We start from the raw sequence: 14510 nt of genomic DNA on the forward strand, positions 1-14510 counted from the left end.
GGCCCGAGGTCAGCGCCAGGCGCCGAGCTTGTCCGGGTTGAGCACGATCCACACGTCGGTGACCCGGCCGCCGACGACCCGCAGGTTGGCGACCCCGCGGTGAGCGCCGTCCTCGACGAGCGTGAACCCGAGGCCGTCGGCGGTGGGTTCGGTGCTGATCGTCCAGGTCGGGTGCTTGCCGAGCACGCCGAGCAGGAACCGGCCCACCCGCTCCGGTCCGCTGATCGGGTTGCGGGCCGCGCTGACCCGGCCACCACCGTCGGAGCGGAGGACGACCGACGGGTCCAGCAGCGTCACCAGCCGGCCGAGGTCGCCACCCGCGGTCGCCGAGACGAAGGCACGGACGACGTCGTCGTGCTCGGGCAGCGGGGCGACGTCGGCGCGCTGCTCGGCGACCCGGCGTCGCGCCGAGGCGGCGAGCTGCCGCACCGCGGCCGGGGAGCGACCGACCACCGCGGCGATGTCGCCGAACGGGACCGCGAAGATGTCGTGGAGCACGAACGCGACCCGCTCGGCCGGGGTCATCGCGTCGAGCACCACCAGCAGGGCGGTGCTCACCGTGTCGTCCAGGGTCGCCCGGTCCGCGGGATCCTCGGGCGCTCCCAGGAAGCCGGGGCGGACCGGCTCGGGCAGCCACGGGCCGACGTACCTCTCCCGGCGCGAACGCGCCGACTTGAGCACGTCGAGGCAGACCCGGCTGGCGACCCGGCTCAGCCAGCCGGAGGGGTTGTCGATCGCCGCCCGCTCCTCGTCGGAGAGGCGGTACCACCGCAGGTAGGTCTCCTGGACCGCGTCCTCGGCCTCCTCGACCGTGCCGAGCAGGCGGTAGGCGAGCGCGATCAGACGGCGGCGCTCGACCATCACCTCACCCAGGTCGTCCATGTCAGGCATCGTGGCACCTTTCTCCGGCACTTTCTCCGGCCCTCGCTCACTGTGACGAGGCAGACAGCACGAATGTGAGGTGGCGACCTCACATTCGCGTCCGCCACCTCGTCAACCTGCTGAGTGCCCGCACTGTGGCGGGCCGGACCCGAAGGACCCCGATGCTCGCCAACGTCAACGTCACCAAGCTCTTCCCCGCCGCGTACAAGGCCCAGATGGCCGTCGAAGAGGCGGTCGAGGAGGCCATCACCGTCGCCGGCATCGACCGGCTCGCCGTCGACCTCGTCAAGCTTCGCGCCTCCCAGATCAACGGCTGCGCCTTCTGCCTGCGGATGCACACCCAGGACGCCCTCAAGAACGGCGAGACCACCAACCGCCTCGCCGTCGTCGCCGCCTGGTGGGAGTCGCAGTACTTCACCCCCGAGGAGCAGGCCGCCCTCACCATCGCCGAGCAGATCACCCGCATCGGGGACCTGCACACCGCCCCCGCTCCCAAGGTCGACGTCGAGAGCATCCTCGACGCCAAGCAGATCGCCGCGCTCACCTGGGTCGCGATCGCGATCAACACCTGGAACCGGATCGCCATCTCCAGCCACTACCCCGTCGCCCCCTGAGCGGGGTAGTCCGGGACGTTTCTGCCCATTACCCGCGGGTAAATGGACAGGAACGTCCCGGACTACTTTTCGGGCCTACCGGTTGCTGTCGCGGCCGAGCAGGTAGCCGACGGCCAGCGCGACGGTCGCCAGGGCCATCGGATAGCTCCGCAGGAATCCCCCGATGACCACGTCGGCCATGAACCCGAGCAGCTCGAGGATCACCCAGATCGCCAGCACTGCGCCGATGGCGATGAGGACCTTCCACTTGGTCTCCATCTTGCGGTCCGCACGGTCTGAGGCGTACGCGGCTGGTCGACGAGACATGAGAGATCCTTTGCAGAGACGTGGGGGCACGATGGCGCCCACCCGTTGGCGCGTCGCAGAAAGTAGCAGCGGCGGTTGGGACGTACGAGAGAATCGTGGAACTACGTGGGAACGCTTCTCCCACGGGATTCTTTACTCGGGCAGGGGACTCAGGACAACGATGACGACACCGACACCACCTCCTCCACCGGAGGGGTACGGCGCGATGCCTCCGGCGCCGAACCTCGAGACCCAGCCCGCTTGGCCGGCGAACGAAAATTCGTTCGGCGCCGGAGGACCGCCGCCGGAGAAGCCGCACAACCCGTGGCCCATCGTCATCGGGCTCGGTGCGATCGCCGGGGTGCTGGTGATCGGCGTGATCATCACCTCCGCCATCGTCCTGCTCAGCGGCGAGGAGGATCCGACCGGCAAGCCGGGGCCGGTGACGGTGACGGCCACGCCGAGCACGTCGGCGACCGCCCCTGCCCCAGGCGGGCTGGCCGCGGACCTGTTCGAGGGTGACTGGAGGTTCAAGCTCGGCGACGTGAGCATGAACGCGACGTACGTGGCCGCCCAGGACTACCCGGACTGCGGGCCGATCGCGTCGGCGGCCCTGGAGAAGAAGGGCTGCCGCTACGCCGCGATGGGGATCCACGACGCCGAGGGCGGCAAGCTGCGGATGCTCCGGGTGATCTACGTCTTCGACAGCGAGGCGGAAGCGACGGCGGCCGCGGAGTCGGTCGAGGAGACCGACATCGACCTGCCCACCGGCAGCCTCGTCGCGGACGACGTGATCGGGAAGTGGGTCGCCAAGGACTCCGCCAAGGCGGTCGTCGTCGGCTTCGTGACCGCACAGAAGGGCGTCTCGGAGGAGACCGTCGACGACTACCTCCACTACGGCACCGCCGACATCGCGGGCGCCCTGATCTTCATGGACCTGTAGACGCCGGAGTTCACCCGAGGGTTCCCGAGTATTCGAAAGCGTTTGGTTCGGCGCACACGACGGACTCATACCGTCGGTAGGCGTGTCCCCCACGCTGATCTCCTCGGGTCCAGGTCGGGCCAAGATGCTGCGCGCCGTCGTGCCCGCGGTCGCGCTGTGCGGCGTCATCGCCGCCACCTTGAGCTTCCTCGTCCCGACGACCGCCTCCGCCGGCCCGACCATCAAGGTCGCCCAGGCCGCACCGGTGCAACCCGGCTTCCAGCGCTTCGCCTGGCTCAACGCCTGGGCCGACCACCACACCGCTCCCGGAGGCGCTGCCGCGGGACGGCTCGACGGCGTGCCGCGGATGCGGATCGTGGTGGGGCACCTGCGGCGTACGGTCATCGACTTCGGCGTGCTCGCCGAGGTGGAGGCGCCGCAGCGGGAGGCCTTCGAGTCGTTCGGCCGGGAGTACGCGCTGGTCTCCACGCCCGACGCCACCGACGACGCGGTCTTCTACCGCCGCTCGGTGTTCCGGCTGGTCAGCAAGGACACGGTCACCATGTACTACCGCCACGGAGCCCGCGTCACCGCACCTGTGGTGGTGCTGGAGGAGCGTTCCTCGGGACAGCGCGTCGGGGTCCTGCCCGTGCACTTCCCGGCGACCCTCCCCTCCGCGCCCAGACAGAAGAAGTGGCGCGACGTGAACGCCCGGATCGTCAAGGACGCGGTCGCGCGCGCCGAGGTGCCGATGGTCGTGGCCGGTGACTTCAACCAGCGCAACGACATCCTGTGCGACCTGACCTCCGCCGGGACCGGTCTGGTGAGTCCGCTCGCGACGCACGAGAAGTGCGCCACCGCCCGCCGGGCGCCGATCGACCAGGCCTTCCTCAGCCCGTCGCTGCGGCCCGACCGCTACCGGGTCTACTCCGGCCCGTCGGCGCGCAGGGCCACCGACCACGGCGCGTTCTACCAGGTCAGAGTGCGGCTCTCCGGCATCGCCTGAGCCCTCAGAAGTACGTCCGGACCAGGTCGGTCACGGTGTAGTCGAGATCGACGACCGGGATCAGCCGCCACTTGTCGAACGCCGTGCACGGGTGCGAGATCCCGAAGCTGACCAGGTCGCCCGGCCGCAGTCCGGCATCGGTGCGCAGGAAGGCGTGCTGGTCGGCCAGCTTCTCGACGGTGCCCTCGAGCGGCTCCGCTCCATGGAAGCCGTTGCGCCGCACCGCGAGCGGGACCGGAAGGCCGTAGTCGTACGGCGCGTCCCGCCTGCCCATGCCGACGATGACCAGTCCCTCCTCGGGGGCTGAGATCACCTGGGCCCACACCTCGATGGCCGGGTCCAGGGTGCCCTCGATGCGGCCGTAGGGCGTCTCGTCGGCGTAGAGCCCGTGGTCGTGGGAGACGTACGCACCGCTGCGTAGCACCCGGCGAGGCGTCATCCCATCCGGCCAACCCGCGGACCAGCGCTCGGCGAGGACGTCGAAGAAGGCGCTGCCACCTGCGGAGACGATGGCGTCGGCGGCGACCAGGCCTTTGGTGAAGAGGGTCGAGGCGAGCTCCTTGAGGCCGTCGAAGTAGTCACCGACCGCCTCGGCCGTGTGCAGCCCGCCCTCGTAGCCGGCCACCCCCGCCAGGAGTACGCCCGGGGTGGAGTCGACCAGCCGGGCGAGCTCGACGGCCTCCTCGACGGAGCGACAGCCCGTGCGCCCGCCCGGGAAGCCCAGATCGATCAGCACGGCCATCGGCCGGTCCTCGACGCCGACCAGTGCCGATGCCTCGGCCGCCGCTTCGACACCTTCGACCGAGTCGACCCAGTGCAGGTGGAGGAACTCGGGGTCGGCCGCGCGCTCGGAGGCCACCCAGCTCAGCGCGCTGTGGTCGAGGATCTCGTTGGCGACCATGACCCGGCGTACGCCGGCGTGGCGAGCGACCAGGGCCTGGCTGGGCGAGGCGACGGTGATCGCCCACGCGCCGGCGTCGAGCTGCCGCTGGTAGAGCGAGGGCGCCATCGTGGTCTTGCCGTGCGGGGCGAACAGCAGGCCGTGCTCCTCCGCGAAGGCCGCGAGGGTCGCGATGTTGTGCTCCAGCGCGCTCTGCTTGAGCACCATCGCCGGCCAGGTGAACGAGCCGTCGAAGAGGTTGCGGCCGGAGGCTGCGTACGTGGTGAGATCGACGGCTTCCCCCGGTTCCCAGAAGCCCTTGTCCGCCCAAGTCACATGATCGTCCATCGAGACAGAACCTACCGACGGCCCAGCCGTCAGACATCGAGTTTTCGAGAAACCGTGGAAATCCCCGGGCAGGTATCGGCGTCGCTTATCGTGACGCCATGGCCAACCGTGCAGCTCAGAGGGCGATGACTCGCCGGCTCCTGCTGGACGCGGCGATGGATCGGTTCGTCGCGAGCGGCTATGCGGCCACGACGATCGACGAGATCGCCTCGGCGGCAGGCACCACCCGGGTGACGTTCTATGCCTACTTCCCCTCGAAGTCCGAGGTCATCAAGGCCTTGATCGCCGAGCGCCTCGAGGACGAGCTGGTCCAGCTCCGCTCCCCACGGGACAGCTCGCTCGGCGGCCTCGCCGACGCGGTGGCGGCCGGCACCAGCGAGCAGCTCGGCGCCTGGATCCGGCAGGCCATGGCCAGGTGGCCGGAGGTGCGTCCGATCGTCACGATCGCCCGGGCCGCCCAGGCCGTCGATCCCGATCTCACCCGCATCGTCGATGCCTGGACGGACGAGACGATCGAGGACGTCAGCACGGGTCTGGACAAGGCGGACCGGTTCGACGCCGACAGCCGGCGGATGCGCGGCGCCCTGGCGGTCAGCCAGCTCGACTATCTGTTCCAGCGCTGGGCGGACGGGTTCTGGGGTGTCGAGCACGACCGCATGTGCGAGCTGATCACCGAGAGCTGGGTCATGCTGTTGGGCGACCCGGCCTGACCAGCAGGACCCAGCAGGTCACAGGAACGTCTGGCCCTCGCCCCGATATGTCGGCGCGACCGTGATGATCGAGTCGCCCTCGATCAGCTGGAGCGCGTCGAGCCGCTCGCAGACCTCACCCGCCTTCGCGTGCCGGAACCAGACCTTGTCACCGATCGCGAGCTCGTCGGCGGCATGCCCGCGCAGCGGCGTCTGGACCTCCCCGGCGCCTTCGGTGCCGACGTACTCCAGCCCGAAGGGGTAGGTCGGGCTCGGGACGCGATCGAGTCCGGGCGGGCCCGACGCGATCCAGCCACCACCGGCGACGGTGACGATGCCGGGCGCGGGACGGCGGACGACGCTCAGCCCGAAGTACGCCGCGGGGTGGGGCGTGAAGCCGTCGTAGCGGTCGAAGAGGGTCGGGCCGTAGAGGCCGGACCCGGCCGCGATCTCGGTCACCGAGGGGTCGGCATGGGTGGACTCGATCGAGCCGGTGCCACCGCCGTTGACGAACTCGAGGTCGGTCAGCGAGCGTACGGCGGCGACGATCTTCCCGCGGCGCTCGGTGATCTCCGCGATGGAGGCCTTCTTCATCCTCCTGATGACCGGCGCGGGCGGGTTGCCGCCGAGCGGCCGGTCAACGGTGCCGGCGACCTGGCCCTCGTAGGCCATCAGCCCGACCAGCTGGAAGTCCGGGTCCTCGGCGACGATCCGGGCGAGGGCGACGGCGTCCTCGGGGGTGCGGACCGGGGAGCGGCGGGCGCCGAGCCAGATGCGGCGCGCGATGACCAGCGCGGCGTCGAGGTCGATGGCCACGCGTACGGGGGCGGCGGGCGTGCCGATCGCGGCCTTGACCAGCGACAACCCCTCGGCGCTGTCGATCATCAGGGTGACCCGGGCGAGCTTCTCCTCGTCCTTCGCGAGGGTGGCCAGCGCGGCTCGGTCGACGGTCGGGTAGCCGACGACGACGTCGTAGTGCGTCTCGGCCAGCCACAACGCCTCGAACAGCGTGAAGGCCAGGATCCCCTCATATCCCTCGCGGGCGAGCACCCGGTCGATCAGCGCCCGGCAGCGTACGGACTTGCTCGCAACCCGGATCGGGGTGCCGGCCGCACGGCGCACGAGATCGTCGGCGTTGGCGTCGAACGCCGCGAGGTCCACCGCCCCGACGGGTCCGTCGAGGCAGGCGGTCGCCCGGTCGAGCCGTTCGTGCTGCTGGGCGGAGAGATGGTGGGAGCGTTGAATAGAGGGCTTGACCACGACGCAAGTGTCTATGCCCCGCGAGGCACTCACGTCAACGCCAGGTAACCAACTGTTCCGCCGTGTGGCCCTGGGCCGGGCCATCGACAACCTCGGCCCGCACGTCGCGACTGGTCGGTCCAGGCCCTCAGGCCAGGCCCAGATAGCCGCCGAGCATCCTCCGGAGGAGCGCGAGCCCCTCGTCCTTGCTCAGCGGGTCCTCCGCCGATCCGACGCTGCGAGCCACCCGTACGAGCGCGCTTTCGATCGCCTCGGCCATCGCGGTGGGGCGGGGTTCGCCGCGGGCGGCGAGGGCGGCGACCAACGGCTTCTGCAGGTCGGCGTGGAACGCCTCCATCGGCTCCTTGAGCATCCGCGGATCGGCGACCTCGGTGAGCGCGCTGGCGACGTCCTGCTCGGAGGAGGTGAACAGGTCGAGGTTGGCGCAGATGTAGGCCCAGACCTTCTCCCCCGGCGTACCCGCCTCCTCGACGCGGTCATGGACATGACCCGCCCACTCCGGGAAGACGTCGTCGACTATCGCGGCCAGGAGGTCGGCGTTGGAGGAGAAGTAGCGGTAGATGCTCGAGCGCGCCATGCCCGCCCGCTCGGCGGTGGCGGCGAGGGTGGGCGCCGTCCGGGTCTCACCGAGGATGGCTCGCGCACTGTCGAGCACTGCACGTAGCTGCTGTTCGCGATGTGCGACAACGGTCGGGGCAGTGATCCGGGGCACGAGCCATCCTCTCATCGGTCAGCGGGGTGCGGGCTCCCCCAGCCTGCCATCGATCATCTCGTGCACGCGATCGCAGTGGTGCAGCACCTCATGATCGTGGGTCACCATGATCGTCGCGACCCCCTGGGCCTTGGTCTCCTTGGCCAGCAGCGCCACGACGTCCTGGCTGCGCTGCCGGTCCAGCGCCGCGGTCGGCTCGTCGACCAACAGCACCTGCGGCCTCGTCACCAGGGCACGAGCGATGCCGAGACGCTGGCGTTCGCCGCCGGAGAGCTGGTGCGGACGCCGCTTGGCCTTGTGGGCCATCCCGACCTCCTCGAGGAGCTCCATCGGGTCGCGGGGGTCCCGGACCTTGCCGAAGGTCAGCGGCAGCCGAAGCTGGTCGACCGCCTTGAGCGCGGGGACCAGGTTGCTCGTCTGGAAGACGAACCCGATGCGGGTACGCCGCAGCTCGGTGAGTTGCTTTCCGGAGAGGCCGGCGAGGTCGGCGCCGCCCACGGTGACCGTGCCCGAGGTGGGCCTGATGAGCCCGCCCGAGGCGGCCAGCAGGCTGGACTTGCCGGCGCCGGACGGCCCGACGATCGCCACGATCTCTCCCGGGGCGACCCGCAGGTCGATGCCGTCGAGCGCGGTGATCGTCTCGTCGCCGTCGCTGTGGACCAGGCTGACCTGGTCGAGGACGAGGGTGTGGGCGGTCATCGGTTCTCTCCCAGCGCGGTCAACGGGTCAACCCGGACGATGAGTACGACGGCAGCGGCCGCCCCGAGCACGCCGAGCACGAGCAGCGAGCCGGTGGCAGCGGCGATCGGCCCGGCCTCGAGCGCGAACGGCATCGCCGTCGTAGCGAGGAGGGCGCCCATCGCCACGCCCAGGGCGACCCCCACGGCGGCCGACACGGTCAGCAGGATCACCGACTGGGTGAGGCTGTCACGCAGGAGATACCTGGTGCTGGCGCCGATCGCCCGCATCACGGAGATCTCGTTCCTGCGCTGAATGGTGAGGACGGTGAAGAATGCACCGACGACGAGCGCGGAGATCGCGTAGAGGAAGCCCTGGATGAGGCTGAGGGTCGAGGTCTCCGCGGTGTAGCCGGGCGAGGCTCCGAACGACTCCTCGGTGGTCATCGAGGTGGTGCCGGCCGCCTCGTCCCCAGCGGCGAGGTCGGCGTCCTTGCCGAGGACCGCGACAGCGGTGATCTCGTCGTAGACCCGGTCGGCGACCTGGTCGCCCTCCCGGACACCGGCACGGATCTCCTGCCAGGTGCGCAGCGGGAGGTAGGCGACGTCGACGTGGCCGAAGGTGTGCTGGTCGGCCATCACTCCGACGACCCTCAGGTCGGCGCCGGTCTGCTCGACCGTGATGACGTCGCCGACTTCGACGCCTTCCTCCGCGGCGGTGGCGCTGACGACGACCTCGTCCGGGGCGCCGGTCAGCACGGTCCCGGTGGTGACCTCCGGCGCCAGGAAGGAGTCGAGCTCGATGCCGAAGAGGGCCAGGTCGATGTCGACGTCGCGGTTGGTTCGGCCGTTGACAAGGGCGTTGCCGAACGGGGCCGCCTCCTCGACGCCGTCCTGGTCGGCCCAGGTGTCGACCGCCGCGCTGCTGATGACGCTGCGCGAGAACGCCGAGTCCTTCCCGACGTCCTTCTGCACGGCGAACGAGGTGGTCTTCATCCGCTGCAGGCCGGAGACGCCGTCGTTGACCAGACCGACGGAGAGCCCGCTGAGCAGGACCATCAGGACGGCGATGAGCGCAACCACCGCACCCATGATGACGAAGCGACCGCGCGCGAACGCGATCTCACGTAGAGCTAGGAACACGGGCTTCTCCCGAACTTTGGCGACAACATGTCGCGATGATAGCGACATGTTGTCGCTAAAATCCAAGCGGTCGCCCTTCTCCAGGACGTTGACCGTCGGCTCCGGACCCGACACCCTTGCCGCGTGAGCGAGTGGCAGAACTGGGCAGGCAACCAGCAGGCGGGAGCGGTCGAGGTCGTCGTGCCTCGCGACGAGGCAGAGCTCTCGGCGGTCGTCGTGGCAGCGACGGAGGCCGGGCGGAGGATCAAGCCGATCGGCGCGGGACACTCGTTCACCGCGATCGGGTCGCCGGTCGACGTCCAGGTCAGTCTGGACCGGCTGTCCGGGGTCGTGCGGGCCGACGCGACGACCGGCCTGGTGACGGTGCGCGGCGGCACTCGGCTCAAGGTCCTCAACCGCGCGCTCGAGGCGCTCGGCCTGTCGATGACCAACCTCGGTGACATCGAGGAGCAGTCGATCTCCGGGGCGATCTCGACCGGCACCCACGGCACCGGAGTGCGTTTCGGCGGCCTGGCGACCCAGGTACGCGGCCTCCGGCTGCTCCTCGCCGACGGCTCCGTGGTCTCGTGCTCGGCGTCGGAGAACCCGGAGATCTTCGACCTCGCCCGCGTGGGGCTCGGCGCGCTCGGGATCATCGTCGAGGTCACGCTCCAGACCGAACCGCTCTTCGCGCTGCGCGCGCGTGAGGGCAACGGGGAGCTCGCCGAGGTGATGGCCGCCTTCGACTCGCACGCGTCGGAGACCGACCACTTCGAGTTCTACTGGTTCCCGCACACCACCCGGGTCCTGACCAAGCACAACACCCGGCTGCCGCTGCCGGAGACGCCGCTGGAGCCGGTGAGCCGGGTCCGCGGGTGGTTCGACGACGAGCTCCTCTCCAACACCGCGTTCGGAGCGACCGTCGGACTCGGCCTCCGGGTCCCCGGCCTGGTGAAGCCGCTGGCCCGCTTCGCCGCCTCGGCCCTCTCGCCACGCGAGTTCACCGACATCTCCTACCGCGTCTTCACCTCGCAGCGGAAGGTGAGGTTCGTGGAGAGCGAGTACGCCGTCCCGCGTGCCGTCGGCATGGAGGTCCTCGCCGAGCTGCAGCGTGCGGTCGAGGCCTCGTCGTGGAACATCTCCTTCCCGGTCGAGGTCCGGGTCGCGGGCGCCGACGACATCCCGCTGTCGACGGGGTTCGAGCGCGAGAACGTCTACATCGCCATCCACACCGCGCCGTCCTCGCCGTGGCGCGAGGAGTACTTCGCGACCTTCGAGCGCATCGCCGGCGAGGCCGGCGGGCGTCCGCACTGGGGCAAGATGCACACCCTCACCGCCGCTGACCTGGGCCAACGCTATCCGCGGTTCGGCGACTTCGTCGCGGTTCGCGACAAGCTCGACCCCTCGCGCATCTTCGGCAACCCCTACCTCGAGCAGGTCCTCGGCTCCTGATCAAAACCGCCGACTCGGCGCATCCTGACGTAATCCCTGCCGAGTCGGCTCGTCATGACGAGCCGACTCGGCGGGAATCTCGGTGACGACGAGCCGACTCGGCGTCACTTTCGGTCAAGATGCGCCAACTCGGCTTCATCTGGGCGTCTTCCCGGCGTCACCGACCCGACCTAGCCTGACGCGATGCCTGACGCTCATCGGCCCCGACGGATCGCCGAGATCCACGGGCTGCGGGGGCTGGCGCTGGCGCTGGTGGTGGTCTTCCACCTCTTCGGCAACGGCCGGGTCTCCGGCGGCGTCGACGTCTTCCTGGCGCTGACCGGGTTCCTGGCGACCCGATCGCTCGTCCGCCGGGTCACGGCCTCCGAGCTGCGCCTGGCCGACCACTACGGGCGTACGTTCCTGCGGCTCTCGGCTCCCACGCTGGTCGTGCTCGCCGGGACGGCGGTGCTGATGGTGACGGTCATGCCGCGGTCGATGTGGGGCTCGACGCTGCGGGAGATCGCGGCGTCGGCGGCGTACGTCCTGAACTGGGAGATGATCCGCTCCCAGCTCGCCTACGGGGCGGCCGGGCCGAGCGCCAGCCCGCTGCAGCACTTCTGGTCGCTGGCGGTGCAGGGGCAGTTCCTGCTGGTCTGGCCGGTGGTCGTGCTGGGGATCTGGTGGCTCGCGCGGGCGCGGCTCCGGGTGGCGCTGGCGGCGGTCGTGGCGGTGGCGACGGTCGCGTCGTTCGTCTTCGCCTGGCGACTCGGGATGGCCGACCAGCAGGTGGCGTACTTCCACACCGGGGCACGCTTCTGGGAGCTCGGCGCCGGTGCGCTGCTGGCGCTCGGGCTCGATCGTCTGCGCCCGCCGGGGGCCGTGCGCCCGGTGCTCGCCTGGGTCGGGCTGCTGCTCGTCGCGAGCTCGGGGTTCGTGCTCGACGGCGCCGCGCTCTTCCCCGGGCCGTGGGCGCTGTGGCCGGTCGGCGGGGCGCTGCTGGTGGTGATCGGGTCGGGGTCCCCGCACCGCCGGGGGCCGCAGCGGCTCCTCGCGGTGAGGCCGCTGCGGTTCGTCGCGGACATCTCCTTCCCGCTCTACCTGTGGCACTGGCCGCTGCTCGTGGCGTGGCTGAGCTGGACGTACGCCACCCGGACCACGCTCCTCGCCGCGGTCGTCGTGCTCTCGGCCTCGGTGGCCCTGGCCTGGCTCACCCACCGGTACGTCGAGGTGCCGGTCACGCGTTTCGGGGCGCCCCTCGGACCGCACAGCTCCGGCGTCGGTCGCCTCGTGGCGATCCCGGTCGTGCTCTCGCTGGTCGCGGGCACGACGATCGCGGGCGCCACCGTTGTCGAGCGCCAGGACACCGCGGCGAGGGCGGCCGCCGTCGCGGCGGCGAAGACGTACGCCGGCTGCATCGGCGCGGCCGCCCTGGATCCCGCGACCGCCGGCTGCGAGGGTCCGGACCGGCTGCTCGACGCCAGTCTCGGCTACCAGGCGCCCGACGGGTCGAGCTGCTGGTCCAACAAGGAGCGGCCGGTGCGGTTCAAGGTGTGCACGCTCGGGCCCTCACGGGGCTACTCCCGTCGCCTCCTCGCGATCGGCGACTCGCACAACCACCAGCTCGTCCCCGCCTACCGTGAGATCGCCGAGCGGCGCGGCTGGCGCATCGACGTCGCCAGCCGCGCCGGCTGCCACTGGAACGCCCGGGACCGCGTCGGGGCTCCTGCGACGACGGTCGAGCTGTGCAGGCAGTGGAAGTCACGGCTCGCGACGTATCTCTCCGAGGAGCCCGGGATCGACGCGTACCTCGTCATCCACTCCAGCCAGATCTCGGTGGAGTCGCGGGGTGACGAGACGCCCGGCGAGGCGCTCAGTCATGGTCTTGCCGAGGCCTGGGCGAGCCGGCCGGACCCGTCGGTGCCGGTCATCGCGATCCGGGACAGCCCCATCTTCGAGGGCAGCACGACCCGGTTCGCGCGCGTGGTCCAGCCGTGCGTCGATGACGCCGGCCTCGCCGCGGGGTCGGCCTGTGCGCGCGACCGGCACCGGATCGTACGCGACGACGGCAGCGCCGGCGCGGTTCGACTGACCTCGAACGCTCATCGCGTCGACCTCACCGACTACTTCTGCGAGCCCGACACCTGCTCACCCGTCGTCGGGAACCTGGAGGTCTACCAGGACGGCTTCCACGTCTCGCCGCTCTACGCCGCCACCCTCGCCCCCTATCTCGGCGACCGGATCGCGACGATCCTGCGCTGATCGTGCCGAGCTAGGCGGCCGCCGGCTCGGGATCGGGCTCGTCCTCGCGCGGGAAGTGGGTCTGCTTGAAACGTACGGCCAACCTGGTCGAGGGCCCCATGGCGGCGGCAGCGACGACGACGATGACGCCGATCACGATCCAGCCGGCGCCGCTGTAGAAGTCGGGGTGCCAGCCCATCGCGAGGAAGGTGAACAGGGCCGGCGCCCAGGCGCCGCCGAGCTGGCGGCCGATGCCGGCGACACCCTCGTACTCACCCCTTCGGTCGGGGTCCATGAGCTCGGCCTGGAAAGCCCACGAGGCGGAGCCGATGGCCAGCTCGGCGCCGGTCACGGCGACGTGGCCGAGCCAGACCAGGAAGATGGTGAGGAACCCGCGGGTGTCGTGGGTGACCAGCGTGATCGCGCAGGCGGCGACGAAGAACCCGCTGCTCCACCACACCCGGCGCAACGCGTCGCGTACGTTGCGCACACCCTTCGACGTGTAGGCCGGGAGGATGATGCACAGCACCGTGTTGGTCGCGAAGAGCCAGGCCAGCAGCCAGCGCGGGGAGTCGGTGTATTCGACCAGCCACAGCGGGATCACGGTGTGCAGCAGCACCTGGTTGCTCCACAGCGTGCCGGTGAAGGTGGTCACCAGGAGCCAGCCGACGTTGCGCAGCGCGCCGGGGCCGGGCAGCTTCTCGGTGACCTCGCCGGCCGCGCGGCGCTCGTCGTGAGGCGCCCTCGGCAGCCGGGTGATCCAGACGGAGTTGGCGATCCCGATGAGCAGCGCGAAGAACGGCACGCCCCACTTGAGGACCGTGTCGGTGTCCAGCGCGAGCGCGACGCCGGCGATCAGGGCACCGATGGTGAAGCCGAGGTTGAGGCTGGAGTACATGAACGCCTGCGTCTCGACCCGCTCCTTGTCGGGGAGCACATCGAGGACGTACGCATTCCGGCCGGCGCCACCCGCGTTGTTGACCACCTCGAAGACGACGATGACCGCGAGGTAGGCCCAGAAACCGTGGATGAACGGCATCGTCGCGAACATCAGCGCACTGAGCAGAGCGCTGATCGCCCAGATCCGCTTCGGGCCGATGAAGTCGGCCAGCCGGCCCATCGGGTAGGCGGTGAGGAAGCTCGCGATCCCGGCGACCGTCAGCCCCACACCGATCTGCGCCGGGGTCAGGCCGACGAAGGCGACCAGGTAGAACGCCGCCGCGGTGTTGAACGTCCCGTCCCCCGCCGCGAAGAGCAGCGACTGGGTCGCCAGACGCTTCGACAGCGGCGTCGGCGGGATGAGGTTGTTGATGAATCCGGGCAGGGCGGGCACCGGCCAATTCCACCACCGAGAACGGGTGGTTGCCATCTGGTTTTTGCCGAGGCGTCGCCCCGGTCGGCCGAGGCGTCAGGCGCGTCGGCCGAGGTGGCAGCGGTGTGC

14 protein-coding genes are annotated in these 14510 nt (G+C 70.5%); 6 read left to right on the forward strand and 8 right to left on the reverse strand.

The window, feature by feature from the left end:
* Positions 1 to 9 precede the first annotated feature (9 nt).
* Entirely contained in the window at positions 10 to 891 is an 882-nt protein-coding gene (gene sigJ / locus ACIRON_RS02135; protein WP_402988322.1) for an RNA polymerase sigma factor SigJ, read from the reverse strand.
* A 152-nt stretch (positions 892 to 1043) separates the two neighbouring features.
* Here sigJ and ACIRON_RS02140 point away from each other — a divergent pair, with 152 nt between their 5' ends.
* Positions 1044 to 1496 carry a carboxymuconolactone decarboxylase family protein gene (locus ACIRON_RS02140; protein WP_402988324.1) on the forward strand — a complete coding sequence of 151 codons (453 nt, stop codon included), beginning with the start codon at positions 1044 to 1046 and terminating at the stop codon, positions 1494 to 1496.
* Between the two features lie 75 nt (positions 1497 to 1571).
* Here the strand turns inward: ACIRON_RS02140 and ACIRON_RS02145 are convergent, their stop codons facing one another.
* A complete protein-coding gene (locus tag ACIRON_RS02145) occupies positions 1572 to 1802 on the reverse strand; it encodes a hypothetical protein (protein ID WP_402988327.1) in 231 nt (76 codons plus the stop codon).
* Positions 1803 to 1962: 160 nt separating this feature from the next.
* Between ACIRON_RS02145 and ACIRON_RS02150 the strand changes: the two genes are divergently transcribed.
* Together ACIRON_RS02150 and ACIRON_RS02155 are read left to right on the forward strand one after the other, a co-directional pair.
* Positions 1963 to 2724, forward strand: coding sequence for a hypothetical protein (locus tag ACIRON_RS02150; protein WP_402988329.1), 762 nt, complete (start codon positions 1963 to 1965; stop codon positions 2722 to 2724).
* Positions 2725 to 2806: 82 nt separating this feature from the next.
* A complete protein-coding gene (locus ACIRON_RS02155) occupies positions 2807 to 3709 on the forward strand; it encodes an endonuclease/exonuclease/phosphatase family protein (RefSeq protein WP_402988332.1) in 903 nt (300 codons plus the stop codon).
* Between the two features lie 4 nt (positions 3710 to 3713).
* On the opposite strand, the gene ACIRON_RS02160 is transcribed toward ACIRON_RS02155, so the two are convergent.
* A complete protein-coding gene (locus tag ACIRON_RS02160; protein WP_402988334.1) occupies positions 3714 to 4937 on the reverse strand; it encodes an alanine racemase in 1224 nt (407 codons plus the stop codon).
* Positions 4938 to 5035: 98 nt separating this feature from the next.
* Here ACIRON_RS02160 and ACIRON_RS02165 point away from each other — a divergent pair, with 98 nt between their 5' ends.
* Positions 5036 to 5647, forward strand: coding sequence for a TetR/AcrR family transcriptional regulator (locus ACIRON_RS02165; protein ID WP_402988336.1), 612 nt, complete (start codon positions 5036 to 5038; stop codon positions 5645 to 5647).
* Between the two features lie 18 nt (positions 5648 to 5665).
* Here the strand turns inward: ACIRON_RS02165 and ACIRON_RS02170 are convergent, their stop codons facing one another.
* The 4 genes from ACIRON_RS02170 to ACIRON_RS02185 all read right to left on the reverse strand — a co-directional run bounded on the left by ACIRON_RS02170 (position 5666) and on the right by ACIRON_RS02185 (position 9418).
* Positions 5666 to 6886 (reverse strand): amino acid deaminase/aldolase, encoded by a 1221-nt coding sequence (locus ACIRON_RS02170; RefSeq protein ID WP_402988338.1) that lies wholly within the window; start codon positions 6884 to 6886, stop codon positions 5666 to 5668.
* A gap of 127 nt (positions 6887 to 7013) precedes the next feature.
* Positions 7014 to 7598: a TetR/AcrR family transcriptional regulator gene (locus tag ACIRON_RS02175; RefSeq protein ID WP_402988340.1), complete on the reverse strand. Its 585-nt coding sequence runs from the start codon at positions 7596 to 7598 to the stop codon at positions 7014 to 7016.
* An 18-nt stretch (positions 7599 to 7616) separates the two neighbouring features.
* Positions 7617 to 8297 carry an ABC transporter ATP-binding protein gene (locus ACIRON_RS02180; protein ID WP_402988341.1) on the reverse strand — a complete coding sequence of 227 codons (681 nt, stop codon included), beginning with the start codon at positions 8295 to 8297 and terminating at the stop codon, positions 7617 to 7619.
* Positions 8294 to 9418 carry an ABC transporter permease gene (locus ACIRON_RS02185; protein ID WP_402988344.1) on the reverse strand — a complete coding sequence of 375 codons (1125 nt, stop codon included), beginning with the start codon at positions 9416 to 9418 and terminating at the stop codon, positions 8294 to 8296. Before ACIRON_RS02185 ends, ACIRON_RS02180 begins: the two co-directional genes overlap by 4 nt.
* Before the next feature lie 123 nt (positions 9419 to 9541).
* Here ACIRON_RS02185 and ACIRON_RS02190 point away from each other — a divergent pair, with 123 nt between their 5' ends.
* Both ACIRON_RS02190 and ACIRON_RS02195 read left to right on the forward strand, forming a co-directional pair.
* Entirely contained in the window at positions 9542 to 10849 is a 1308-nt protein-coding gene (locus tag ACIRON_RS02190; protein ID WP_402988347.1) for a D-arabinono-1,4-lactone oxidase, read from the forward strand.
* Between the two features lie 183 nt (positions 10850 to 11032).
* Entirely contained in the window at positions 11033 to 13090 is a 2058-nt protein-coding gene (locus ACIRON_RS02195; RefSeq protein ID WP_402988349.1) for an acyltransferase family protein, read from the forward strand.
* 10 nt (positions 13091 to 13100) lie between these two features.
* On the opposite strand, the gene ACIRON_RS02200 is transcribed toward ACIRON_RS02195, so the two are convergent.
* On the reverse strand, positions 13101 to 14402 hold the full coding sequence (locus tag ACIRON_RS02200) for an MFS transporter (protein WP_402988352.1): 1302 nt from the start codon (positions 14400 to 14402) through the stop codon (positions 13101 to 13103).
* Positions 14403 to 14510 lie beyond the last annotated feature (108 nt).

Source organism: Nocardioides sp. NPDC101246 (assembly GCF_044767415.1).
Lineage (GTDB): Bacteria > Actinomycetota > Actinomycetes > Propionibacteriales > Nocardioidaceae > Nocardioides.